The organism is Defluviitalea phaphyphila (genome assembly GCF_001466305.1).
Lineage (GTDB): Bacteria > Bacillota > Clostridia > Lachnospirales > Defluviitaleaceae > Defluviitalea_A > Defluviitalea_A phaphyphila.
Map to the genome: position 1 here is coordinate 158,276 of NZ_JWID01000004.1, position 24,772 is coordinate 183,047.

General features: G+C 26.1%; 25 protein-coding genes. 6 read left to right on the forward strand and 19 right to left on the reverse strand.

Annotated elements, in window-relative coordinates; genetic code table 11:
- Positions 1-5 precede the first annotated feature (5 nt).
- From OM90_RS12360 to menA, 6 genes are all read right to left on the reverse strand, one after another.
- Entirely contained in the window at positions 6-920 is a 915-nt protein-coding gene (locus OM90_RS12360) for a Dam family site-specific DNA-(adenine-N6)-methyltransferase (protein WP_058485720.1), read from the reverse strand.
- A complete protein-coding gene (locus tag OM90_RS12365) occupies positions 905-2,134 on the reverse strand; it encodes a DNA adenine methylase (protein WP_058485721.1) in 1,230 nt (409 codons plus the stop codon). Before OM90_RS12365 ends, OM90_RS12360 begins: the two co-directional genes overlap by 16 nt.
- A gap of 434 nt (positions 2,135-2,568) precedes the next feature.
- A complete protein-coding gene (locus OM90_RS04585; protein ID WP_058485723.1) occupies positions 2,569-3,207 on the reverse strand; it encodes a nitroreductase family protein in 639 nt (212 codons plus the stop codon).
- A gap of 22 nt (positions 3,208-3,229) precedes the next feature.
- Positions 3,230-4,810: a DEAD/DEAH box helicase gene (locus OM90_RS04590; RefSeq protein ID WP_058485724.1), complete on the reverse strand. Its 1,581-nt coding sequence runs from the start codon at positions 4,808-4,810 to the stop codon at positions 3,230-3,232.
- Between the two features lie 9 nt (positions 4,811-4,819).
- A complete protein-coding gene (locus OM90_RS04595; RefSeq protein ID WP_058485725.1) occupies positions 4,820-5,689 on the reverse strand; it encodes a CvfB family protein in 870 nt (289 codons plus the stop codon).
- Between the two features lie 74 nt (positions 5,690-5,763).
- The gene (menA, locus tag OM90_RS04600; protein ID WP_058485726.1) at positions 5,764-6,723 is read right to left on the reverse strand and encodes a 1,4-dihydroxy-2-naphthoate polyprenyltransferase; all 960 of its coding nucleotides are present in this window, start codon (positions 6,721-6,723) and stop codon (positions 5,764-5,766) included.
- A gap of 220 nt (positions 6,724-6,943) precedes the next feature.
- On the opposite strand from menA, the gene OM90_RS04605 reads away from it, so the two are divergent.
- Complete coding sequence (locus OM90_RS04605) at positions 6,944-7,906, forward strand: AEC family transporter (protein WP_058485727.1); 963 nt, start codon at positions 6,944-6,946, stop codon at positions 7,904-7,906.
- 69 nt (positions 7,907-7,975) lie between these two features.
- On the opposite strand, the gene OM90_RS04610 is transcribed toward OM90_RS04605, so the two are convergent.
- The 5 genes from OM90_RS04610 to OM90_RS04630 all read right to left on the reverse strand — a co-directional run bounded on the left by OM90_RS04610 (position 7,976) and on the right by OM90_RS04630 (position 13,451).
- Positions 7,976-8,923 carry a sugar kinase gene (locus OM90_RS04610; protein WP_058485728.1) on the reverse strand — a complete coding sequence of 316 codons (948 nt, stop codon included), beginning with the start codon at positions 8,921-8,923 and terminating at the stop codon, positions 7,976-7,978.
- Between the two features lie 113 nt (positions 8,924-9,036).
- Entirely contained in the window at positions 9,037-10,062 is a 1,026-nt protein-coding gene (locus OM90_RS04615; RefSeq protein ID WP_058485729.1) for a sugar kinase, read from the reverse strand.
- A 14-nt stretch (positions 10,063-10,076) separates the two neighbouring features.
- On the reverse strand, positions 10,077-10,721 hold the full coding sequence (locus OM90_RS04620; RefSeq protein WP_058485730.1) for a bifunctional 2-keto-4-hydroxyglutarate aldolase/2-keto-3-deoxy-6-phosphogluconate aldolase: 645 nt from the start codon (positions 10,719-10,721) through the stop codon (positions 10,077-10,079).
- Between the two features lie 234 nt (positions 10,722-10,955).
- The gene (locus tag OM90_RS04625) at positions 10,956-11,720 is read right to left on the reverse strand and encodes an IclR family transcriptional regulator (protein ID WP_058485731.1); all 765 of its coding nucleotides are present in this window, start codon (positions 11,718-11,720) and stop codon (positions 10,956-10,958) included.
- Between the two features lie 198 nt (positions 11,721-11,918).
- Positions 11,919-13,451, reverse strand: a complete 1,533-nt coding sequence (locus tag OM90_RS04630) for a methyl-accepting chemotaxis protein (protein WP_058485732.1) — start codon at positions 13,449-13,451, stop codon at positions 11,919-11,921.
- Between the two features lie 232 nt (positions 13,452-13,683).
- On the opposite strand from OM90_RS04630, the gene OM90_RS04635 reads away from it, so the two are divergent.
- The gene (locus tag OM90_RS04635; protein ID WP_058485733.1) at positions 13,684-14,157 is read left to right on the forward strand and encodes an acyl-CoA thioesterase; all 474 of its coding nucleotides are present in this window, start codon (positions 13,684-13,686) and stop codon (positions 14,155-14,157) included.
- Positions 14,158-14,167: 10 nt separating this feature from the next.
- On the opposite strand, the gene OM90_RS04640 is transcribed toward OM90_RS04635, so the two are convergent.
- Together OM90_RS04640 and OM90_RS04645 are read right to left on the reverse strand one after the other, a co-directional pair.
- The gene (locus OM90_RS04640; protein WP_058485734.1) at positions 14,168-14,920 is read right to left on the reverse strand and encodes an exodeoxyribonuclease III; all 753 of its coding nucleotides are present in this window, start codon (positions 14,918-14,920) and stop codon (positions 14,168-14,170) included.
- 128 nt (positions 14,921-15,048) lie between these two features.
- Complete coding sequence (locus OM90_RS04645) at positions 15,049-15,351, reverse strand: DUF2325 domain-containing protein (RefSeq protein WP_058485735.1); 303 nt, start codon at positions 15,349-15,351, stop codon at positions 15,049-15,051.
- A 236-nt stretch (positions 15,352-15,587) separates the two neighbouring features.
- On the opposite strand from OM90_RS04645, the gene OM90_RS04650 reads away from it, so the two are divergent.
- The 3 genes from OM90_RS04650 to OM90_RS04660 are packed head-to-tail and all read left to right on the forward strand — an operon-like array spanning position 15,588 to position 18,862.
- Entirely contained in the window at positions 15,588-15,977 is a 390-nt protein-coding gene (locus OM90_RS04650) for a GntR family transcriptional regulator (RefSeq protein WP_058485736.1), read from the forward strand.
- Entirely contained in the window at positions 15,970-16,869 is a 900-nt protein-coding gene (locus tag OM90_RS04655) for an ABC transporter ATP-binding protein (RefSeq protein ID WP_058485737.1), read from the forward strand. Before OM90_RS04650 ends, OM90_RS04655 begins: the two co-directional genes overlap by 8 nt.
- A complete protein-coding gene (locus OM90_RS04660) occupies positions 16,844-18,862 on the forward strand; it encodes a hypothetical protein (protein ID WP_058485738.1) in 2,019 nt (672 codons plus the stop codon). Before OM90_RS04655 ends, OM90_RS04660 begins: the two co-directional genes overlap by 26 nt.
- A 156-nt stretch (positions 18,863-19,018) precedes the next feature.
- Here OM90_RS04660 and OM90_RS04665 read toward each other — a convergent pair whose 3' ends face one another.
- Positions 19,019-19,714, reverse strand: coding sequence for a hypothetical protein (locus OM90_RS04665; protein ID WP_058485739.1), 696 nt, complete (start codon positions 19,712-19,714; stop codon positions 19,019-19,021).
- A gap of 244 nt (positions 19,715-19,958) precedes the next feature.
- On the opposite strand from OM90_RS04665, the gene OM90_RS04670 reads away from it, so the two are divergent.
- Complete coding sequence (locus tag OM90_RS04670) at positions 19,959-20,633, forward strand: tetratricopeptide repeat protein (RefSeq protein WP_144428540.1); 675 nt, start codon at positions 19,959-19,961, stop codon at positions 20,631-20,633.
- Between the two features lie 45 nt (positions 20,634-20,678).
- Here OM90_RS04670 and OM90_RS04675 read toward each other — a convergent pair whose 3' ends face one another.
- The 5 genes from OM90_RS04675 to panB all read right to left on the reverse strand — a co-directional run bounded on the left by OM90_RS04675 (position 20,679) and on the right by panB (position 24,746).
- Positions 20,679-21,617: a hypothetical protein gene (locus tag OM90_RS04675; protein ID WP_058485741.1), complete on the reverse strand. Its 939-nt coding sequence runs from the start codon at positions 21,615-21,617 to the stop codon at positions 20,679-20,681.
- 18 nt (positions 21,618-21,635) lie between these two features.
- Positions 21,636-22,496 carry a DMT family transporter gene (locus OM90_RS04680; protein WP_242860862.1) on the reverse strand — a complete coding sequence of 287 codons (861 nt, stop codon included), beginning with the start codon at positions 22,494-22,496 and terminating at the stop codon, positions 21,636-21,638.
- A 170-nt stretch (positions 22,497-22,666) separates the two neighbouring features.
- Positions 22,667-23,041, reverse strand: coding sequence for an aspartate 1-decarboxylase (gene panD, locus OM90_RS04685; RefSeq protein WP_058485742.1), 375 nt, complete (start codon positions 23,039-23,041; stop codon positions 22,667-22,669).
- A gap of 4 nt (positions 23,042-23,045) precedes the next feature.
- Positions 23,046-23,891 carry a pantoate--beta-alanine ligase gene (gene panC / locus OM90_RS04690; RefSeq protein WP_058485743.1) on the reverse strand — a complete coding sequence of 282 codons (846 nt, stop codon included), beginning with the start codon at positions 23,889-23,891 and terminating at the stop codon, positions 23,046-23,048.
- Positions 23,892-23,912: 21 nt separating this feature from the next.
- Positions 23,913-24,746: a 3-methyl-2-oxobutanoate hydroxymethyltransferase gene (gene panB / locus OM90_RS04695; protein WP_058485744.1), complete on the reverse strand. Its 834-nt coding sequence runs from the start codon at positions 24,744-24,746 to the stop codon at positions 23,913-23,915.
- Positions 24,747-24,772 lie beyond the last annotated feature (26 nt).

The following is a 24,772-nucleotide window of genomic DNA, read 5'->3' on the forward strand; positions in this document are numbered from 1 at the left end:
CCCCTTTAATAATTTGTAATCAATACTTCAACACTTTTACTATTTTTATTCTTAATTTGATAATTCGAATTTTTATAACTATAATTCAAATAATTTACATTATATTTTTTACTCCACTTTTTTAATATATCATTGCTTTTCCCTTTACTTTCTAATACATTAGATAAAGCAAACTTAATACCTCTATCATTTAAGAAGTCTAACAAGTTTAAGAGATCTATTTCATCTGTTTCGGTCCAAGAATTTTGTTCATTGTAAGTCGCACATGTTATAAGATAGGGTGGATCTGCATAAACAAAATCATTTTTATCTAATCTATTATAATCATAATGCCTAAAATCATCACATATAAATTCAATATTAATACTATGCAATCTTTCTATAAAATTCAATAGATTATTTCTAATCTTTTTATTAAAATCTCTTTTCCCTACAGGAACATTAAATTTCCCTTTAGAATTAAATCTTATTTGATTATTAAATGAGAAAATAATAAGCGTGTATAGTAAAATATAATATTCTACACTATCCTTATTTGTAATATGATTTATATAATTTCTTAATTTTAAAAAATTTTTCTTATTAACTTTTGCTAATCCATCAGAACTATTTACATTATAATAATCGTAACCATATTTTGAAGTATTACTTAAATTAAACTTATTAATATTAGCTTCAATTATACTAATTATATCATGCGAATTTAATTTTTTAAAAATATTCATGATGTTTATCAATACATCTAATTTGTCAATAGCAATTATTTTCTTTGCATTAACATTAATTCCTACATTACAACCACCACAAAATAAATCTACCATTGTATCAATATTATTTGGAAATAATGGTGTTATTTGTTTTAATAATTTATATTTACCACCTATATAATTAAGTGGTGATTTAACTAATTTACTTTGCATAAAAAAAGTCTCTCCTTATGCTCTTTTATAATTGTTTTTCCTGCAGTAAAATACTTATAATCTGTATCAAAAATTTTTACTGTTCCTCTACTCTGTAACGCTTCTATTATTTCATCATCACTTATTTTAGCATTAGAACGTCCATCCCCTTTTTTAGACATATTATTATAAGATACAATTATATATTTGCAGTTACAATTATTAATTAAATCTTTAAAAACTATAGGTGCTTTTTTTGTACAATAACTACTTTTTATCTCACTTCTATCAACCATCTTTCTTGCTACACCAATAACCTCAGGTTTTTCCCATTTAGCAACGTTTTCAAGTAAATGATAAGAATCAGAATATTGTCGTGAATTATATGGAGTATCAATATAAATAATATCTGCTTTTAAATTTCTTACAAGTAAATTGGCATCTATTCGATAAATTTCATTATTTATATTAAAATTATCTTTAATATATGGCATAAGTAACTTAATAGGAGTGGCTCCACTATCAATTGTTTTTCTAAATGCATCATAATGTCCACAAGTATTTGCTACTTTATCCATAGCGTAAATTAAGGATGTAATTAAAATTGATTTTTCTCTAAAGTTAATAAGTTCTTTATTAGCCCAGTTTTCAATTGTTTCTCTAATTTCTCCAATTTTTAATGCATTTTCATAACTAAAATATGTATTACTAAAATTTATAGAAAAATAATTGTCTTCTTGAGATTTTATGTTATTTAGTTGATTTATAAGTTCTTTAACTTTTGTCTTATCGTAAGATTGATTAGAAAAAAAAGTGTTGTATATAATATAATTACTATAAAGAATATCATTTACAATTATTTTTGTATTTGCAGAATTAAATGTGTCTGCAACCACACCAGTACCTGCAAAAATATCCGCAAAAGTCGTAAAATTTTCACATTCTTTTTTTATAACTTTCTTAATCAATGGTATTAATTTATATTTACTACCAAGATATCTGCGATTATGAATTTTAACTAATTTATTAGCTTTGCTTTGTTTTATTTCTGCTTTAGTCTTCTTTTCTGTAATTAATTTACTAATTTCTTCTATGTGCTTTTCCTCCCAAATTCGCCAACCTCTCCAATCAGTTTTGGGTTTTGATATTAAATTATTGTTTATCCAATTATATAAAGTTTGCCTACTAATATTAAAAATATCTAAAATATCTTTTGTTTTATAAGTTATTCTCATACTAATCTCTCCTTTAAAAATTTATGCATCTTATGCAACAAACATATTTTATTACTTAGTATATCAGATTTTAAAACAAAAATAAATAAGACCCTTATTATTTATTCCATTTGTAATTTTCAATTTACATGCAATATTTCATTAGAAAAATGTAAAATTATTAAAATATAATATAAAAACAGGAACCAAAACTGTTCCTGTTTTTATTATTTTATTTATTAGTATTAGTTTAAATATAAGGTCATTTATAGCGATATAAATTAAATATACTAAATTTTTTAATTCAAAAAATTCTTGTAATCCAACCGTTTTATCTAATATTTTTAAGATATTATATACTATTATAAAATAATATACTTTTAATTTTATATTTTTCAAGATTATATAAAAAAATCATAACAACAAATAAAGTTTAATATCTTTGCATTAGAACTTTATTCTATTACAGTCATAACTTCTTCTAATGGTTTTCTTGGAGGACTTTTTATATCTCCATCTTCTGGAACACCAAGAGGAGTCATGGCTGCTAGAAAATATCCTTCTTTATCTAAATTAATTAGTTTTTCTAATTCTTTTCTTGCATAACTAGGACCAGTCATCCAGCAAGCTCCATAACCCTTAGCTGTAGCAGCTAATTGAAGATTTTCCATTGCTGCTCCTATATTTTGAATGGCTGGATCTGGTTTTTGAAAATCTATTAATTCTTCCATGGTTGTATTATTTGCTTTTATAAAATCTAATCCTGTTATATCATATGGACCACAAAAAATTAGAATAACTACTGGTGCATTTCTAAATACTGTGTGATATTTAACATATCTTCTAAATCTTTGCTTCATATCTTCATCAGGAATATTTTCTGAAAGCTCCTTATTCTTGTCTTCTACAATTTTAACCATTTCTTTTATTATTTTTTTATTTTTAACTACAACAAAATGCCAATTTTGAATGTTATTGCCTGATGGTGCGTAAGTTGCAGCTTTAATAATTTCATTAATATCTTCATCAGGAATTTCTATATCTTTAAATCTTCTAATACTATGTCTTTTGTATATGAAATCTAATTCTCCCATATAAAACTCCCTCTTTCATTATTTATTTTCTTTTATTTGCTGGCTCTACATTTATGGGTTTACCTTTAATTTGAGCCTTATTCATTATTCTTAATACATCTTTTGCATATTTTTTAGGAACTTCTACAAAAGTGTATTTATCATAAACATCTATAGTTCCTATAAGTTTACCAGAAAGTCCTGTCTCTCCTGCAATAGCCCCTACTATATCTTTTGCTCTTACATTTTTCTTTCTCCCAATATTTATAAACAAACGCACCATACCTTCTTCTGACCCTGTATTTTCAATATCTATATCTTCTTCTTTTTCATTTTCTTTACCCATAACTATTTTTAAAAGAGCTGATGCTAAATCTAGGGACGTATAATCTTCTTCCATTAATCTTTCAATAATTCTTATTTGTTTACTTAAATCTTCATTTTCTATAATATTTTTTATATCTCCCATAAGTATATCTAGTTTAGCTTCTTCTACATCATTTAGACTAGGAATTTGTTGAAGTTTTATTTTAGTTTTTGTATATCTTTGAATATCTCTTAGCTTATATATTTCTTTACCAACTACAAAGGTAAATGCTTTTCCTGTTCTTCCTGCTCTTCCTGTTCTTCCTATTCTATGAACATAGTATTCTTCATCTTGTGGCACATCATAGTTAAATACAATTTCTACATCATCTACATCTATACCTCTAGCTGCCACATCTGTGGCTATTAGTATGTCTATATTCCCATTTCTAAAACTTCCCATAACTCTATCTCTTAAGGATTGTTTCATATCTCCATGCAATCCATCAGCAAAGTATCCTCTTCCTTGTAAAGAACTAACTAATTCGTCCACTTTCTTTTTAGTATTACAAAAAATAAGAGTTAATTTAGGATTATGCATATCAATAAGTCTTGTAAGAACTTCTAATTTATTTCTCTCTTTTACTTCAAAATAATACTGCTCTATATTAGGTACTGTTAATTGTTTGTGTACTACTTTAATTATTTCAGGATTTTTTTGATGATTTTTGGCAATTTCTAAAATAGATTTAGGCATAGTTGCTGAAAATAATAAAGTTTGTTTTGAATTTGGAGTATCTTTTAATATTGTTTCTATATCTTCTCTGAATCCCATATTAAGCATTTCATCTGCTTCGTCTAATACAATCATTTTTAAATTGTCTAATTTTAATATTTTTCGACGCATATGGTCCATTACTCTACCAGGAGTTCCTATTACTATTTGAACTCCTTTTTTTAATGCACGAATTTGTCTTTCTATTGGTTGCCCTCCATATATTGGGATAGCTTTTATCCCATGAAGATATTTACCTAACTTTCTTATTTCTTCTGAAACTTGAATTGCTAATTCTCTCGTAGGACATAACACTAAAGCTTGCAAACTATTATCATAAGAATTTACTTGCTCTAAAATAGGTATTCCAAAAGCTGCTGTTTTTCCTGTTCCTGTTTGAGCTTGTCCTATTATATCTTTTCCTTTTAATATATGAGGAATTGATTTAGCTTGAATTGGAGTAGCTTCTTCAAACCCCATATCTTCAATAGCTCTATTTATTTCATTTGATATATTTAATTCTTTAAATTTTATTGTTTCCATTTTTCTCCCCTACTTTATGTTTTTATTATTATGTATGATTCCATTCTTGGTAATTTTAATTTTATGTTCTTTTAATAATTTCCCAATAGCTCTTTTAAATGCTCTTTTACTCATATTAAATTCTTTTTTTATTACTTCTGGGTCAGTTTTATCGTTAAATGGTAATTCTCCATCTTGAATAATTAATTTTCCTAAGATTAATTTAGCATCTTTATCTATTTCCATATAAGACTTTTCCCTTATACTTAAATCTAATTTACCATCTTCTTTTATTTTTATAACTCTAGCTTCTATCTCATCTCCAACTTTATATTCTCCATAAAATTCTTTATCCGAAATAAGTCCATGGTATTTATTATCAACTGCAACAAAAGCCCCTATTTCATCTTTAATTTTATAAATTATACCTTTAACTTTATCCCCTACTTGATAAGGAGCATTATACTTTAAAAATTTATATATATTCATTGTCGCACAAAGCCTATTACTTTTATCTATATATATACCTACTAAATAACTATTTCCTTTTTTAATAGAACATGTTTGTTCTTTAAAAGGTAAAAATAAATCCTTTTCTAATCCCCAATCTAAAAAAGCTCCTATTTTACTTTTTTCTACAACTTTAAGTAATCCTATTTCTCCTAAAGTCAATTTAGGTTTTTTAGTTGTAGCAATCATCCTATCTTTAGAATCTCTATATACAAATACTTCTATTTCATCTCCTATTTTAGTTCCTTTTGGTATTTGACTTTTAGGAAGTAAAATATCACTTTCTTTATTACCTTTCTCTGTATTTAAATAAACTCCAGTATTTAAATAAACTCCAAAGGAAGTTTTTCTTATCACTTTTAATTTTTGTACCTTTCCTAATTCAATCATTCTTATATCTCCCAAATTTATATTTTATTAATTTAAAAAATCTCTTTTGAATAAGTATATCCCAGTATATAAATTTATATTCTACAATACTGCAATAAGGTTCCAATAGATAATACTAATATATAAGCAGAATTTATTAATGCAAAATTTTGTACAGCTACTACAAAAGTATCTTTTTTAGTTTGCTTTTTCATAAATATATTAATATTTTTATTAACAGGAATAAAAGTTAAAAACATTAATACCGATACTATTGGTGTTACTTTTAATACTATCAAAATTAAAATACTAGCATATGAAATATAATACAAGCTTCTAAAAAGTTTTAGAGCTTTATTTTTCCCTATATATATGGGTAAAGTATACCTTTTATTTTCTATATCATCTTCTATATCACAAATATTATTGGCAAGCATAATATTTGCAATTCCCATTATAGCTGGTAAAGAAATGAGAAATATATAAATTACTTCTTCTAAATTCATATTTAATATTATCATTTTATTTTCATAAATAATTTCGACTATACCCATATCATAAATATGAATATATGTTGATATAAAAGTTATTACAAATCCCATAAAGAAGCCTGAAAATATTTCTCCAAGGGGCATTCTAGAAATTGGAACAGGGCCAAAAGAATAAAATATACCTATTAAAAAAGATATGATTCCTAAAAGTAAAATAACTATATTAGTATTTAAAAATAATACGAATCCTAATATTGAAGCTATTAATAAAAGTATAAATATAGTAGCAACTACTGTACTTTCCTTTAAGTTATCTCTTACAATAGCATTATGGGATTCATAATTATAACCATAAGTTTTTTTAGCTTTTTTATAATCCATATAATTATTAATGGCTGTTGTAGCCATATCAAAACATATAAGAGATAAAAACATTAATAAAAAATTTTTAATATTAAATTCCTTAAATCTATAAAAGGTATATATGTTTCCTAATAAAAAAGGAATAACACTAGCTACTTTTGTTTGAATTTCTACTAGTTTTAAAAAACTGCGAACACTCATTTATTTCCCTCCTTAATACTTAACTAAATTATTCTACTATAAACTATATTATATTTCAAATATTTTATAATAAAGATAATAAATTTTATTATTAATTAATAATTATCATAATATTATCTTATTGCAATTTATAATAAATTTCTTAGTGTCTTTTTTTGCTTTTTATGATATACTTTTCATATCGTTTTTTTTAAAAGAATATAATATGGAGGTATATGTCGTGGATATATTTTTGTTTATATTAATGAATAATATCTTTCCTATTTTTATTTTAATTTCTTTGGGATTTTTATTAAGTAAAAAATTTAATTTAGATATTTATACCATCAGCAAACTTAATTTCTATATATTTGTCCCTACTTTTACTTTTGTAAATTTATATACTACTGATATAGAATTAAAATTATTAAAAGTTATCATTTTTGCAATATCTTTATTAATTGTAAATTTTATTTTATCTAAAATAATTACTAAATTTAAAAAATATGATTCTAAATTAGGAAATGCTTTTACAAATTCTATACTTTTTTATAATTCTGGAAACATTGGTATTCCTATTATAAGTTTAGTATTTAGTAATTATCCTTTTATTATAAATGGAGAAACTCCCTATTTAAACACTGCTTTAGCTATTCAAATTATGGTATTATTAACTCAAAATATAACCACTAATAGTATTGGATTTTTTAATGCAGCTAAAGCTAATATGCATTGGAAAGATTCTATTAAAAAAATCAGAGCAATGCCAACTTTATATGCTATCCCTACTGCTTTTTTATTAAAATTAATCCCTTTTGATTTTTCTACTACTCCCATATGGCCAGCTCTTTCCTATATTAAAGGGGGACTAGTTCCTATAGCTTTAATCGCTCTAGGAGTTCAACTTTCTAAAACTAAATTTGACTTTAAAAATAAAGAAGTATATTTATCTGTATTTATCAGATTATTAGGAGGACCTATTATTGCTTTTTGTTTAATTTTATTATTTGGTTTTGAAGGGATAGCAGCTCAAACTCTTATGATTTCTTCTTCTGTTCCAACAGCAGTTAATACAGCTCTTATTGCTGTTGAATATGATAATTGCTCAGATTTTGCTTCACAAACTGTAATGATTTCTACTCTTTTAAGTTCTATTACATTAGTATTTGTAATTTATTTTGCAAGAATAGCTTTTCCAATATAAAAAGCGAGTACTTTTATGTACTCGCTTAAAATTTGAAATAAGTCCATTTTTGTATAATAAATCTATCTATTATCTATCAATATATTCTGTTTTTCCTATGAATTCTAATAATTGCGGATAAGTAGGAAGTCCTTCCATATCACCACTAACTAGAGTAGCCATAGCTCCTACCCCATTCCCATATTGAGCACATTCTGTTAAAGATAATCCTCTTAAAATTCCTGATAAAAATCCTGCTGCATATCCATCTCCTGCTCCTACTGTATCTTCCACTTCTTCTACTGGATAACCCGCAACATATTCTTCGTGATTTGTATCTGCAACATAACATCCTTCTTTACCTAACTTAATTGCAACTATTTTACATCCCATATCCATAAAAGCTTTTGATATTTCTTCTGGTTCTTTTAATCCTAATAAAATTTTCCCTTCATCAATTCCTGGGAAAACAATATCTGCATATTTAGCTATTTCAAGAAGAACTTTCTTTGCTTCTTCAAGACTCCAAAGTTTTAATCTTATATTAGGGTCAAAAGATATGGTTATCCCATTATTTTTTGCTATTTTAATTGCTTTAAAAACTGTTTCTTTTGCACTTTCAGATAAAGCTGGAGTTATTCCTGTCAAATGCAATATTTTTGTACTTTTTATGTATTCTTCATCTAAGTCCTCAGGAGTTATATTAGAAGCAGCAGAATTTTTACGATAATAATATACATTAGGATTAGTGTGAGCAAATCTTTCTTTAAATAACAGTCCTGTATTATGTTTAGAGTCTGTTATTACTCTTGATACATCTACTCCTTCTCCTCTTATTACTGATTTTATGTACCTTCCAAATTCGTCATCCCCTAATTTTGAGAACCATCCAACTTCATGCCCTAATCTTGCAAGTCCTATTGCTACATTAGACTCCGCTCCAGCTATACTTTTTCTAAAATGATTTACATACCGAAGGGGACCTTTAGAATTAGGGCTAAATAATACCATAGATTCTCCAAATGTAATTACTTCCATACCCTTTCCCTCCTTAATTTTCTAATTATAAAAAAGAGAGTATGTTTTTTAAACATACTCCTACAGGAAAACAATAATATCAATGAGCAAACTTAATTAATTAAAATTATTAATTATCGTTGCACTCTTCCAGAAGCGTCCCCCTTAACTAAAGTCATAACTTCTTCTAAAGAAGCATGATTAAAATCTCCTGGAATTGTATGTTTAAGTGCGGAAGCCGCAACGGCAAATTCTAATGCATCTTTGAAGTTTTGACCAGTAACTAAACTATAAATCAAACCTCCTGCAAAAGAATCGCCACCTCCCACACGGTCAACGATGCGAATGTCATATTTTCTTGAACGATAGAATTCATTTCCATCGTAGATTAAAGCACTCCATCCATTATCAGATGCAGAATAACTTTCTCTTAAAGTTGTCACTACATATTTAAATCCAAATTTTTCTTTCATAGCTTTAAATATGCTCTTATATCCTTCTAATTCTAATTCTCCCTTAGTAACATCTGTTTCTCCAGGTTTAAAACCTAATACTTTTTCTGCATCTTCTTCGTTTCCAATGCATACATCAACATATTGCATTAAATTAGTCATTACTTTTTGTGCTTTTTCTGGAGTCCATAATTTTTTTCTATAGTTTAAATCTACACTTACAGTCACTCCATGTTTTTTAGCCGCTTTTAAAGCTTCTTCTGTAAGAACAGCTGCTTTATCACTTATAGCAGGAGTAATTCCACTAAAATGGAACCATTCTGCTCCTTCAAAAATTTCATCAAAATTAAAATCTGAAACATCTGCTTCTGCAATAGCAGAATTAGCTCTATCATAAACTACTTTAGATGGGCGCATAGAAGCACCAGTTTCTAAGAAATAGATACCTAATCTATTTCCACCTCTAGCAATATAATCAGTTTTTACTCCATATTGTCTCAAACTGTTTAAAGCAGACTGTCCAATAGGATTATCAGGAAGTTTAGTTACAAAATAAGCATCAAGTCCATAATTAGCTAAGGATACAGCAACGTTAGCTTCTCCTCCACCATACACAACATCAAAAGAATTAGCTTGTTGAAATTTTAAGTATCCAGGTGTTGAAAGTCGGAGCATAATTTCTCCCATAGTAACTACTTTTTTACTCATATTAATTCCACTCCTTATTTTCTAGCTTCTTTTATCTTTTCAATAAATTGTTTTGCTGTTTCTGTAATAAGTTCATAATTTCCTGTTTTAGCTCCAGCAGTTAATTTTCCACCAACTCCTACAGCAATACATCCATTTTTAATCCATTGATCTACATTATCTAAACTTACTCCTCCAGTAGGCATAAGTACTGCTTGTGGAAGAGGTCCTTTTATTGCTTTAATTATATCTGGTCCAAAAGCACTTCCTGGGAATACTTTAATTACATCTGCCCCAGCTTCCATTGCATGAATCATTTCTGTAATAGTCATACATCCAGGCATATATGGAACTTGATATCTATTACATAATTTAGCTGTTTCTAGATCAAAACCAGGACTTACTATGTATTCTGCTCCTGAAAGGATAGCTACTCTTGCAGTTTCACTATCTAACACTGTTCCTGCTCCAACAATTAATTCATCTTTAGTAAATTTAGATTTTAAAGATTCGATTACTTTATGAGCATTAGGAACAGTAAAAGTAACTTCAATGGCTGGAATTCCGCCTTCAATACAAGCTCTAGCAATCTTTTCTGCTTTTTCTTCATTTTCAGCCCTAACAACTGCTACAATACCAACATCTGTAATTTTTTTCAAAGTTTCAATTTTGGGAATCATTAATATCTCAGTCCTTTCCGTTTCACTATGTGAAATTGTATTCCACTATATGAACTTTGTTTTTATTATAAGCAATCTTTTATTGTTATGCAAAATACTAAATAAGTCATTATATTTCAATTATCTTTAATTTAATTCAATTTATTCGTTTATTCTTTATTATTCTTATTATATCTTATTTTTATATAAATATACTATTATTTTATGCTAACACTTCATAATTAAAGAACTAGGTTACTTAATTTTATAACCTAATTCTTTAGATAATTCTGATGCATAATATAATAGCCATTTTGAAAACTTTTCTATTTTTTCATCAGTCATTCTAGTAACAGGACCAGATATACTAATAGCCGCATAGGGCTTTCCTGTATAATCAAAAATAGCTGCTCCTATACATCTAACATCTAATTCATTCTCCTGTTCATCTATGGCAAATCCTTTTTTTCTAATACGTTCTAACTCTTTTTTCATATCATTAAAATCGGTAATAGTAAAATCAGTATATTGTTTTATTTCGCTTTTATTCCAAATGTCCTGCACTTCTTCTTCTTCAAGTCCTGCCATTATAGCTTTTCCTACAGCTGTACAATACATAGGGCTTCTTCTTCCTATTTTAGAATGCATTCTAATAGTGTTTTCTGATTCTACTTTATCTATGTAAATAATATCTATATTTTCTCTTATAACTAAATGAACAACTTCATTAGTTTTTTTCATTAGTTCTTTTAAATATGGTCGTGCTATTTCTAAAATATTAATATTCGATATTTTTTTGTTTCCCAGTTCAAATAATTTTAATGTAATTTTATATTTATTTGTTAAAGAACTTTGTTCTACATATCCTTTTACTATTAATGTAGCCAATAATCTATGTACTGTACTTTTATGAAGCCCTAATTTGGAACTCAATTCTGCTAATCCTAACCCTTCCTCATAATTTGATAATACTTCTAGTATAGATAATGCTCTATCCACAGATTGAACTATTTCTTGCATATTACTCTTCCTTTCTAAATATTCCTTGTATTCCCATATTAAACTTTTTATTATATAGTTTAATATTTAAATAATTATTGTATAGATATTAAAATAAGCTGTCAAATTAAAGACAGCTAGTACAAAAATAAATTTATGTAAAAAATATGATTATAAATACAATTATAATAGTAGCATAATTTTAAAAAATAGAAAATATTAATTTTCCATCTTTAAATCAAAACCTATTACTCCTATTATATTATTGTTATTATAAATAGGAAATGATATGGTTATACAAGGTTTTTTTGTTATTGCTGAAATATATACATCAGAAACATATTCTTCTCCCTTAATACTTCTTTTAAACCATTCACGAATATTACCATTAGCAATCCCAGATTCAGGAATTGAACATACAAATCTTCCCTTTAAATCATTACTCCATATTGCTTCTATAAATTTATATTTTTCTATAAGACTTGATAAAATTTCTTTATGAATTTTTGAATCCATACTAAGTATATTTTTATTTTTATTTATTTCTTCTTTAATAATTTCTAAAGCATTTGATATATTTTGTTTAATTTTTTCATTATCTAAATTTACTATATCATAATCTAATTTATTAAATACCTCCATTAAATTTTGTGAAGCATTATTTAATCTTTTACCCATATGTGCTATCTCTTCCATACCTTTTTTTTGAAATTTTACCGAGGTATGTACCTTATCTACACTATTATTAACTTGATTAATTTTTTCTTCTATATTTTCAATAATATTAGTTACTTCTTCTGTTACAGAAACTTCTTCTTGAGATAAAGTACTTATTTTTTCAACCATGTTTACTATGTTTTTAAATGTCACATTAATATTAATAAGGTTTTTTTCAATATTATTAGAAACTTTCATTCCTTCAGATACTCTTTTAGAATTCTCCTCCATAATTTCATAAACATTTTTTATTTCCTTATTGATATTATCAACAAGTTCTCCTATATTTTTTACTGCTTCCCCTGTATTATACGAAAGTTTTCTAATTTCATCAGCAACTACTCCAAACCCTTTTCCAGCTTCTCCAGCTCTTGCAGATTCAATAGATGCATTCAAAGCTAAAAGATGAGTTTGCCTAGATATTTCATCAACTGTATCCAAAATATATTGTATTTGCTTTGATACTTTGCTTAAATTTTCTACATATTTCATAGCACTATTAGTAGTTTCTTGTATATCTTTTACATTATTTACAATATTCATTATTTCATTTAAACTTTTTGTAATTATATGTTCTGATTCTAAACTTTGAGTTTGAGTAGAGTAGGAAGTATTTCCAGTCTCTTCTATCATTTTAATCAATTCTTTTATTTTAGTTATAGTATTATAAATATTACTACTTACTGTTTCATTTAAATCTGTCATTTCCTTTATTCTTAAAAATAATTCTTTTGTAAATCCATTATTTTCTTCTAATGTAATTCCTAATTGTTCTGATACTGATAAAACTTGACTTGAAGCTACTTGAACTTCATTATTAAAATTTTTGAACTCTGTTTCATATTTATTCTTTTCTTTTTTTAAATTTTTAATTTCTTTAACATAAAAAATTCGAAAATATTCTGTTATAATTATTAAAATAATTGCGTAAAACCAAAGTTTTATTCCAAATCCTTGATTTAATATAAGACCGATATAAATTATAGAAAATAATATTAATGATAATTGAATAACTCTTGTGCCATGCTTTTGCATATTATCCCCTCCTAAACAAAATAAAGGCATTTAAAACGAGTTATTCGTCTTAAACGCCTTTGTTTAATACAATAATACAGTCTTTATACTAACATAAGGTATTTATATATGCAATATTTCTTTAATTATTTTAGAAAATAGTTAATACTTTAAAAGTCAATTTTCTATGTGATATAATAAATTTTAAATTTTAAAATAGAAAATATATAAAGTTATTTAGGAGGATAGAAATATGAATGGAAAAACTCCCAAAGAATCCGCAGTTGAAATGACTGAATTGGTAATTCCTAATGATACAAATGTTCTTGGTAATTTACTTGGCGGTCGAATTATGCATTGGATTGATATAGCAGGAGCAATGGCTGCTTCAAGACATTCTAATAAAACCGTAGCTACTGTATATGTGGACAGCCTAGATTTTAAACATCCGGTTAGAATGGGTGAACTAGTTATGTTAAAAGCTAAATTAACTTGGGTAGGAAGGACTTCTATGGAAGTTAAAGTAAAAGTATATGCTGAAAATCTTAAAACAGGTGCTGTAATATTGACTAATCAAGCTTATTTAACTTTTGTTGCCTTAGATGATAATGGAAAGCCTACTCCAGTACCTCCTCTTATTCCTGAAACAGAGGAGGAAAAAAAAGAATATGAAGAAGCAGAAAAAAGACGAATTAAAAGACTAAGTAAAAAGACGAGAAATGATTAAATCTCGTCTTTTAAAATATTTCAAGTCCTATTGGGCAGTGATCTGATCCCATTACATCACTATAAATCATCGCATCTTTTAATTCATTTTTTAAACTATTTGAAACGCAAAAATAATCTATACGCCATCCTGCATTATTAGCTCTTGCATTAAACATATAAGACCACCAAGTATACGCTCCTTGTTTTTCTGGATAAAAATACCTAAAAGTATCAATAAATCCTGCATTTAATAGTGCATCAAATTTACTTCTTTCTTCATCAGTAAATCCCGCATTTTTACGATTGGTCTTTGGATTCTTCAAATCTATTTCCTTATGGGCAACATTTAAATCTCCACAAAAAATAACTGGTTTTGTCTTTTCTAATTTTTTTAAATAGGTTAAAAAAGAATCTTCCCATTTCATACGATAATCAAGTCTTGTAAGTCCTTTTTGAGAATTAGGAGTATATACAGTTACTAAAAAAAACTTATGAAATTCTAGGGTAATTACTCTTCCTTCTTTATCATGTTCTTCTTCTCCTATTCCATAAACTACATTAATAGGCTTTATTTTGGAAAAAATAGCAGTTCCTGAATAACCTTTTTTCTCTGCATAATTCCAATATTGATAATATCCATCAAGGTCTAATTCAATTTGTCCTTCTTGCAATTTAGTTTCTTGAATACAAAAAATATCTGCATCAATTTCTTTAAAAAAATCCATAAATCCTTTTTTTACACAAGCTCTAAGTCCATTTACATTCCAAGATATTAGTTTCACATTCTTCTCTCCCATCAATTGTAATTAAAAATTTTTATTATTTATTATATTATACATGGGAAAAAGAATATATAAAATAATATTTTGTAAATTTATGTATTATAAAAATACTAAAAACATAATATACTTTAATTAGCATTGGCTAACTTATCACTAAAATAATTTTCCATAATCTTTTTTAAAGCATTAATACTACTATTATGACAACGTTCTATAGTAATATTATTTTTTTCAGCTTCTGCTACCGCACATCTAACCATTTTATGCGATACTGTTGATGTAAACAATATGATAAGGTCAGGATTTCCTATTTTTGAGCGCAAACTTCCTGATACTTTTGTAAATACTTTTACTTTGCAATTATGCCTTTTACATATTTCTTTGTATTTACATTCCATCCTCTCATTGCCTCCAATAATTACTATACTCAATGTAAAATCCTCCTTATACATTTTTCATTTATACTTTTTTACATATTCTGTATTGTTTTTATAATATATACAATATTAAATATACTATTATTTAAATAACTTGTCAATAATATTGATAATCATTTTCAATATTTTTTTTAAAATTTATATTGACAATTTTATATTTTTATTTATAATGTGTATTGAGTGTATTATTTATAATATTACACTTAATACATTTGTTTAGGAGGAGGTTCATGTTTGAAATAGATTTAAAAAGTAGAAAACCAATCTATGAACAACTTGTAGATAAATTTAAATCTCTAATTATTAATGGCGTGTTAAAACCTAATGAAAAGATGCCCTCTGTCAGAGAATTAGCTTCTCAAATCACAGTTAATCCTAATACAATACAAAAGGCATATAAAGAATTAGAACGTCAAGGATATATATATTCTATAAGAGGCAGAGGAAACTTTGTAAATGAAAAATTTAAAAAGGTGGATGAAAATAAAGTGAAAAAGTTAAAAGATGAAATTACTAAAAATTTACTAGAACTCATCTACATGGGAATTGAAAAAGAGGAACTTCTTAATCTTATAGAAGAAATATATCAAAATTCAAAGGGAGGGGAAAATAGTGATTAAAGTTGAATCTCTATATAAATCTTTTGAAAAAATTAAAGTCTTAAATAATATTAATCTTAATGTAAAAAAAGGTTCTATATATGGCTTAATTGGTCCTAATGGCGCTGGTAAAACCACGTTGATAAAACATTTAACTGGTACTTTTAAACAGGATAAAGGGAAAATAACAATTGATGGTGAACCAATATATGAAAATATAAAAACTAAGCAAAAAATAGGATATATCCCCGATGAACTTTTCTTTTTTTCACAATACAATATAAAACAAATGGCTTCATTTTATAAAAAAATTTATCCAACTTGGAATCAAAAACGTTATGAAAATCTTCAAAAATTCTTTAATATAAATGAAAAAAGAAAAATCTCTCATCTATCTAAAGGTATGCAAAGACAAGTTGCTTTTTGGCTTACTCTTTCTATTATGCCAAAGGTCATGATTTTAGATGAACCCATTGATGGATTAGACCCTTTAATCAGGAAAAAAGTTTGGAATCTTATTATTCAAGATGTGGCTGAAAGAGAAATGAGCGTACTTATTTCTTCTCATAATTTAAAAGAAATTGAGAATGTATGCGATTATGTTGGAATACTTAATAATGGAGAAATTGTTCTTGAAAGAGACTTAGATGATTTAAAATCTGATATATATAAAATTCAAGTGGCTTATAAAAATGATATTCCACAAAAACTTATTAATAAAGATAATATTCTTTACAAAGAAAAAAGAGGCAGTGTATGGGTTTTAATTATGAAGGGAAATCAAAAAGATTGCTTAAACCTTATTAACTCTTATAATCCACTTTTTGTAGACGTATTACCCCTTACCCTTGAAGAAATATTTATGTATGAGTTAGGAGGAGAAGGATATGAAATCGAAGGAATTATTCTTTAACTTTAATTTAATTAAAGAAAACTTAAAACGTTTTTGGCCCATTAGTGTTATATATTTTTTAGCACTATTTGCCGTAAAACCTCTGCACATATTAAGTATGTTTGCTAATAATGAACTAAATGAAGAAATTTATCATAATGATTACTATTTAACCCGTGCTTCTTATGAAGTCGAAAGTATATTTATATTATGTACATCTATATTATTTGCTATTGTATTATTTAATTATCTTCAATCAAAAAAGTCTACTGGTATGATGCATGCCCTGCCTTTTACAAGAAATCAGTTATTTAATAGCCATATATTATCAGGAATGATTTTACTTATAGTTCCCCTTATTTTAAATACAATTATATTATACCTAATATGTACTAACTTAGAACAAGATATTCTTCCAACCTGGTTTATTAATTTCTTTTCTATAAAAAGAATTTGGACTGATTTTATATTTAGTATACTTTCATCTTCTATAATCTTTTTAATTGCTACTTTCGCTGGAATGATCACTGGAACATTATTTATACATATCTTATGTGCAGTAGTTTTTCCATTTTTACCTATTACTTTGATAGGATTCTCTACGGTTTTATTAGAAAAATTTTTATTCGGATTTAATTCAAGTATTTATTTAGGAAATACTTACTTAGAACAAAATATTATTCCTTTGGTATACACTATTAATTCTTCTCCCCTAAATTGGAAAAGAATTATATTTTTCCTAGGTGTATGTATTGCATTATATATTTTAAGTTATATCTCATACAAAAAAAGAAACTTAGAAAATGCTTCTAATCCCATTGTTTTTAATAGCTTAAAAACTGTATTTAAATACGGAGTAACTTTTTGCAGCATGAGTATGGTAGGAATTTATCTTTCAGAACTTTTTTATAAAAGCCCATATCAAAATCTTTGGCTATATCTAGGAATGTTTTTAGGCTCATTAATTGGATATGTTATTTCAGAAATGCTTATAGAAAAAACTATATGGGTATTCCATAAATTAAAAGGATACTCCATATATGTAGGAATTATACTTATTATAGGTGTTATTTTAAAAACAGACTTATTAGGATATGAAACAAGAATCCCTGATATTAATGAAATAAAAGGAGTGGTATATGATATATCTTATAATGATAAAGATTTAATTATCCCAATTGATGATAAGGATATTATAAAAAAAATCCAAAACATTCATAAACGAATTATCCTTGATAAAAACAATATAATAAATAATCAAAATGATGTAAAAACTCATTTACCAATAACATATATACTAAATAATAATAAAACTATAAAAAGAAATTACATTATTCCTTATGATTATATTGCTAATGATATAAATCATCAACAAATTATAGTTTCTTCCCAATATAAAAAAATGTATAATTATAATTTATTTCGTACTAATTATAACGATATACAAAAAATTGAGCTAGTATCTAATATAGTAAATAGAAATCTTATCATTACAAATCCTGAAGAAATTAAAGAATACTTAGAAATTTTAAAACAAGAAATTCTTGATGCATCTTATGAAGAATTAACAAGTGAAACTGATAATTGGGGTTATATAAATATTTATTTAAAGGACGCAAATTCAACATCAACTCTTAACATTGATTATGAAAATAAATTAATACGTAAGAGTTTTGAAAAATATTATACAAATCTAGAAAATTGGCTTATAAAAAAGAACTATATTCAAAATGCTAGAATCTTGCCTCAAGATGTAGATAAAATTATTATAAAAGAATTAAAAGACCCTATAAATAACGTATATGATTTATTAGGGAATATAGATGAATCCTTACTTTATGTAAATACTTGGGAAATAACCGACAAAAATAAAATAGAAGAAATTCTTCGTTCTTATCTTAACTCTAGAAGGGATAACAAATATAAATATTTAGTAGAAATACATGTTAATAAATTTTTCACAATAGAATATGGATACTATACTGAAGATTCTCTTCCTGATTTTATTAAGTAAGATAACTATCATTCCATATATTTATTAAAATAAAAAGAAACATTCCTATGACTAAATGTTTTTAGTATAGAGAATGTTTCTTTTTTATTAAGATCTTAATTTTTTTATCACTATATTTATATCCATATTATACATATATTATATATTGTTATGTAATTAGTTTTGATCCAATGTAAAATCTATTAAACCAATTCCTAATATCTCAAGTTTTGCATAATAATATTCTCTGAAATCTGAAGTCATAGTTACATCAAAAGATACCTCAGTAGAGCCGCTAAATACTGTTCTCAGTTGTGACTCTGTTGAAATTTCTCCTACTTTTGGCAATGATAACTTTAGTCCACCTGTATTCAATATTTCAAGAGCTTCATTCAAAGTTAACTTAGCTGAATATGATATGTCTTCTTCATTTCCTTGCACTCTTATAATTTCATCAAACCATCTATTTCCATCATGACTCTCCCATTCAGGAACTCCAGATATGATAGAGCAATTACCTTCAGATAAATATATTCCTGAGTTATCTCTATCAAAATATACTGACTTATGACCACCTATATCAGAATAAAAATGTCCGTTAAGTACTTTTAAAGTTAAATATGATTTAGTTTTCGCTCCTGCTGTATATAGATATGATGTATCAGATACAGTCTTATAAGCATCTACATAACCTGTTCCTCCTAATGGAACGATACCTCCTATTGATTGAGTAATTATATTTTTCTCATAAGCTCCTCTAGGAACAATAGTTTCTATTTCATTAGTTTTTGTTGGAGCTGCACTTACAAATGTACTTGAAGTCATTAACAGTGTCATTATTACTCCTGTAGCAATTTTATTAATTTTTTTCATTATAATCTCCTTCCATGTAATTAATATTATTAATTTCAATTTCTTTACTTGATATATAATTACAATTAATGTATAATATGGATACTAAGATATAATAACATAAATTATATCTTATTTCAAATTATTTTTAAAAAAGGAGGTGATTGCCATTAAGTCAAAATTTTTTGTAACTATTGCTGTAATTATTATATTTATAGTTGCTATATTTAAATATAATCAATTCTTAATAAATAAAGGCAACTTAATGTATTCGGAATCAAATTTTAAAAAGGCAGAACAATATTATGATAAAGTATTTATTAACAATCTATTTTCAGAAGAATCTTTATTCAATCTTGCAAATACAAAACTTGAGTTAAACAAACTAAGTGAGGGAATTGATATACTTAACATACTGGAAGATAAAGCAAAAAAAGCACAAGATACAGATAAATTAAGCTTAATCTGCTATAACAAAGGATATTTTTATTATGAATCAAAGGACTATAATAGTGCTATTGATTATTTTAATAAATATATTTCTATGGATACACAAGATAAATTTGCTTATCCTCTAGCCCTTAAATATATAGCTGATTCTTATTTTTATCTTGAAAAATATGAAGATTCTATCAGTGTATTAAATAAAGCAATAAATTTTTCAGTAAATAATAATAACTCCTTAGTTTTGACATCTTTATATGATAGATTAATTGATTGTTATATTTCTCAAGATGAGTACGATAAATCATTGGAAATAAATGAAAAATTGCTTAAATTAGAACCAGATAATCCACAACATTATTTAACTAATTTTTATATATATAGACATTCTAAGGGAAGTGATTATGCTAATGAATATTTAAAAACATTAATAAAAAAATTCCCTGATAACGAAAAAATTAAAACATTCTTTAATATTTTTATCCAATCTTCTTAATACTAATCTTTGTAAATAAAAGAGCAGGGAATTTTCCCTGCTTTTTTATAAAGAAATAATCAATTCTTTTTTCTTCTCCTCTATTTCTTCTATTTTATTATTAATTTGTGATTTATTATTTTCTATATTGTAGATTATATGCTCAATTTTTCTCTCTAAAGCTCTAATTTCTTCTATATTACTTTTAATTCTATTCATAACGTTTAAATCAGTAAAAATATTGTCAAACCAAAAATCAAAAACTCTTGTTGTTCCATCAATTTCTGAAATTTGTGGAACATCTATTATGTTTATATCAGAAAGGTCCTTCCTTAAATCATTTATTTGATAACGTAATCTGTTAAAATCAGCTTCCGCTTGGTCTATATGGTCATATTTTGCCATATGAGTAAAAATACCACCTTTTACCCATACATCATAAGTTGCCCAGCCTTCTGCACTTTCTAAATGGCTTAGGACACTTCTTGCTGTATAGATAACTTTTTTTGCAGCACTAATAGCTTCATCCATTTCTACTAATTGTCTAGTAAGTTCTTTTCTCTCTTCTTCTAATTGCCTATATATTTTTGATACTTTATCATCAAATTTATATAAAATTATTTCTTCTCTTCTTTTTACTTCTGCTTCGTAAATTTCCTTATCTTTTTTTAGGCTAGAAATTCTGCTAATTAATTCATTCTGTTGAGCTTGTAATTCTTCTAGTCTATGACACGCCTTATCATATTCCATTTTAGCTGCTATCATTTCTTTTGATTCTTTATCTAATTTGTCTTCATATTTCCCAATAAATTTTAATAATGTTGTTGATAAAGAATCTTTTTCAAGACGTTCTACATCTAAGGATTCTGATTCATATTTTTTTAATAAAGAATTAACTTCTTTTTGTGCTTCATTAATCGTATACTGTAACTTCTCCCTTCTCCTTTCTAAAACAGGAAGAGCCTCTAAACTTCTTTTGATTTCTCTTAATTTTTTATTTTCCATTATATCTCTCCTTTTTAGTTAAGCAGTCTTTACTCTACCAAAACGATAAATAATATATCCTCCTAAAATAATAAGAATGTACCCCATAAAGCTTAAAATATCTGGAATTTCTGAGAATAAGAATAAGCCTAAAATGCTAGAAAATATTACATTTGAATAATTATAAATAGAGACTTCTCCTGCTGGAGCGAATTTATATGCATAGGTAAGTAAAAATTGACCAATAGCAGCAGTTATACCTGTTCCTATAAGCAAAATTAATTGAATTTCATTAGGACTTGTAAAATTAAAAAGAATGTATGGAATAGTTATAATAGTAGAAATAAAAGAAAAATAAAAAACTATAATATGTGCATTTTCTCTATTACCTAAATAACTAACAAATACATATGCTGCTCCTGCAAATACACCTGACATCAAACCTATAAACGCTGGTATTGATTCTTGAAACTGAAAACTAGGTTTAATAATAAAAATTACACCTAAAATAGCAATAATTAAAGAAACTATTTGATATTTTTTGATTTTTTCCTTTAAAAATATGGCTGCAAATATAATTACAAAAAAGGGACTCATTTTATTTAACATACCAGAATCTGCTAGTAATAATTTATCAATACTATAAAAATAAGCTAATAATCCCATAGAACCACAAATACCTCTTCCTATTAAAAATTTTCTATTTTCTTTTTTTCCCCAAGGATTTTGTTTCCTTCTTACTATTACAAAAATAGCAATTAATAAACTAACTAAATTCCTAAAAAATGCCTTTTCTATACTAGGTATATCTCCTGCTAATTTTACTAAAGCCCCCATAACTGCAAAACTAAAAGAAGAAAGAAGCATTAAAATAATAGCTTTTAATTTATTATTGTTCAATCTAAGTCACTCCTAAGTCTTTTGTATTTTTTATGATACTAATTAATTGCATAAGATATTTATATATTGTACCATAAAATTTTTGAATCTGATATACTTTCTCAATTAAAAATTATTTTACAAAATAAATGGTAAAATAAAATAAGTAGCTATAATTATTGCTACTTATTTTATTTATTTGCTTCTTTATTATCTAAATTTATAATTTTATTTTTTTCATTAACAAATACTATTTTAGGCTTATGATTTTTTATATCTTCTTCTTTAATAATACAATAAGCTATTATAATTATTTCATCTCCTACTTGTACTTTTCTTGCTGCCGCACCATTTAAACAAATAATTCCACTATCTTTTTCCCCTTTTATCACATAGGTTTCTAATCTTTCTCCATTATTATTATTTACTATTTGCACCTTTTCTCCTTCAAAAATTCCAGCAGCTTTCATTAAAGTTTCATCAATAGTAATACTCCCCATATAATTTAAATTAGCTTCTGTTACTACTGCTCTATGTATTTTTGATTTCATGAAATGTAAAAACATAAAACTACCCTCCTATAATACAATTATCAATTAGTCTTGTTTTTCCTATTTTTACAGCTAAAGCTATTATTAATTTTTCATCTAAAGATTTTGGAATCTCTAAGGTATCTGCATTTAAAATTTCTATATAATCTATCTTTGCCTTTGGTTCACTTGAAATATATTTTTCTAATCTTTCTTTTATTTCAGAAATAGAATAAGCTTTTAATCCTATAAGCTGTTTTCCTTTTTGAAGTGCTTTATATAAAATAGTGGCAGCTTCTCTTTCTTCTTTATTCAAATATTTGTTTCTTGAACTTTTTGCTAATCCATCTTTTTCTCTTATAATAGGACATCCTACAATATTAACATCCATATTTAAATCTTTTACCATTTGCTTTATTACAATTAATTGCTGATAATCTTTTTCTCCAAAAAATGCAAAATCAGGCTTTATAATATTAAAAAATTTAGTAACTACAGTGGCAACTCCTCTAAAATGTCCTGGCCTTTTTTCTCCACATAGTATATCTGTAATTTCCTCTACATTTACAAAGGTATTATATCCTTTAGGGTACATCTCCTTTACAGAAGGAGCAAAAACAAAATCAACTCCATCTTTTTCACAAATATTTAAGTCCCTATCTAAATCTCTAGGATAATCTTCATAATCTTCTCCTGGTCCAAACTGAGTTGGATTCACAAAAATACTCACTACAACACAATCACAAGTTCCCTTTGCCTTTTTTATTAATGATTCATGCCCTTGATGTAAAAATCCCATAGTTGGTACAAATCCTATACTTTTCCCTTGTTCTTTTACTTTTTTGATTTCTTTTTTCATTTCTAATATAGTATCTATCCTTTTCATACCTATCTTCTCCTTTTAAGTTTAATTTTTAATTATTTTTTCCAATATATTTTTATCCATATTATAGCTGTGCTTTTCTTCTGGAAATATTCCCTGTCTTACTTCTTCTATGTATTTTTTTACTCCTTCTTTTATTTTTTCTCCCATATTTAAATATTGCTTTACAAATTTAGGTCGAATATCTTCATACATACCAAACAAATCGAAACAAACTAAAACTTGTCCATCTACGCCCTTTCCTGCTCCAATTCCTATAATAGGTATATCAAGTTTTTTTGCTATATGTTCTGCAATAGGATATGGTACGCACTCTAAAACAATTGAAAATACTCCTGCCTCCTGTAAAATATAAGCATCTTCTATTAATTTTTTAGCTTCATCTAAGTTTTTACCTTGTATCTTATATCCTCCTAACTTATGAATCGACTGAGGAGTTAACCCTAAATGCCCCATAACAGGAATTCCTGCATTAATAATTCCTTTAATTTGTGGAACAACTTCTTTTCCTCCTTCTATTTTTATAGCTTCTGCTCCTCCTTCTTTAACAAGTCTTCCTGCATTTTTTATGCTTTCTTCTACACTGATGTGATAAGACATAAAAGGCATATCAGTTACTACTAATGCATTTTTTACTCCTCTTTTTACAGCTTTTGTATGATAAATCATATCTTCTACTGTAACAGATAAAGTATTCTCATAGCCAAGCATTACCATGCCAAGGGAATCTCCAACTAATATGGCATCTATTCCAGCTTCATCTATTAATTTTGCTGTTGTATAATCATAAGCTGTTAGCATTGTAAGTTTTTTATTTTCCTTTTTTGATTTTAAAAAAGTTTTAGATGTTACTTTCACAACATTTCCCTCCATGTATATAAAAT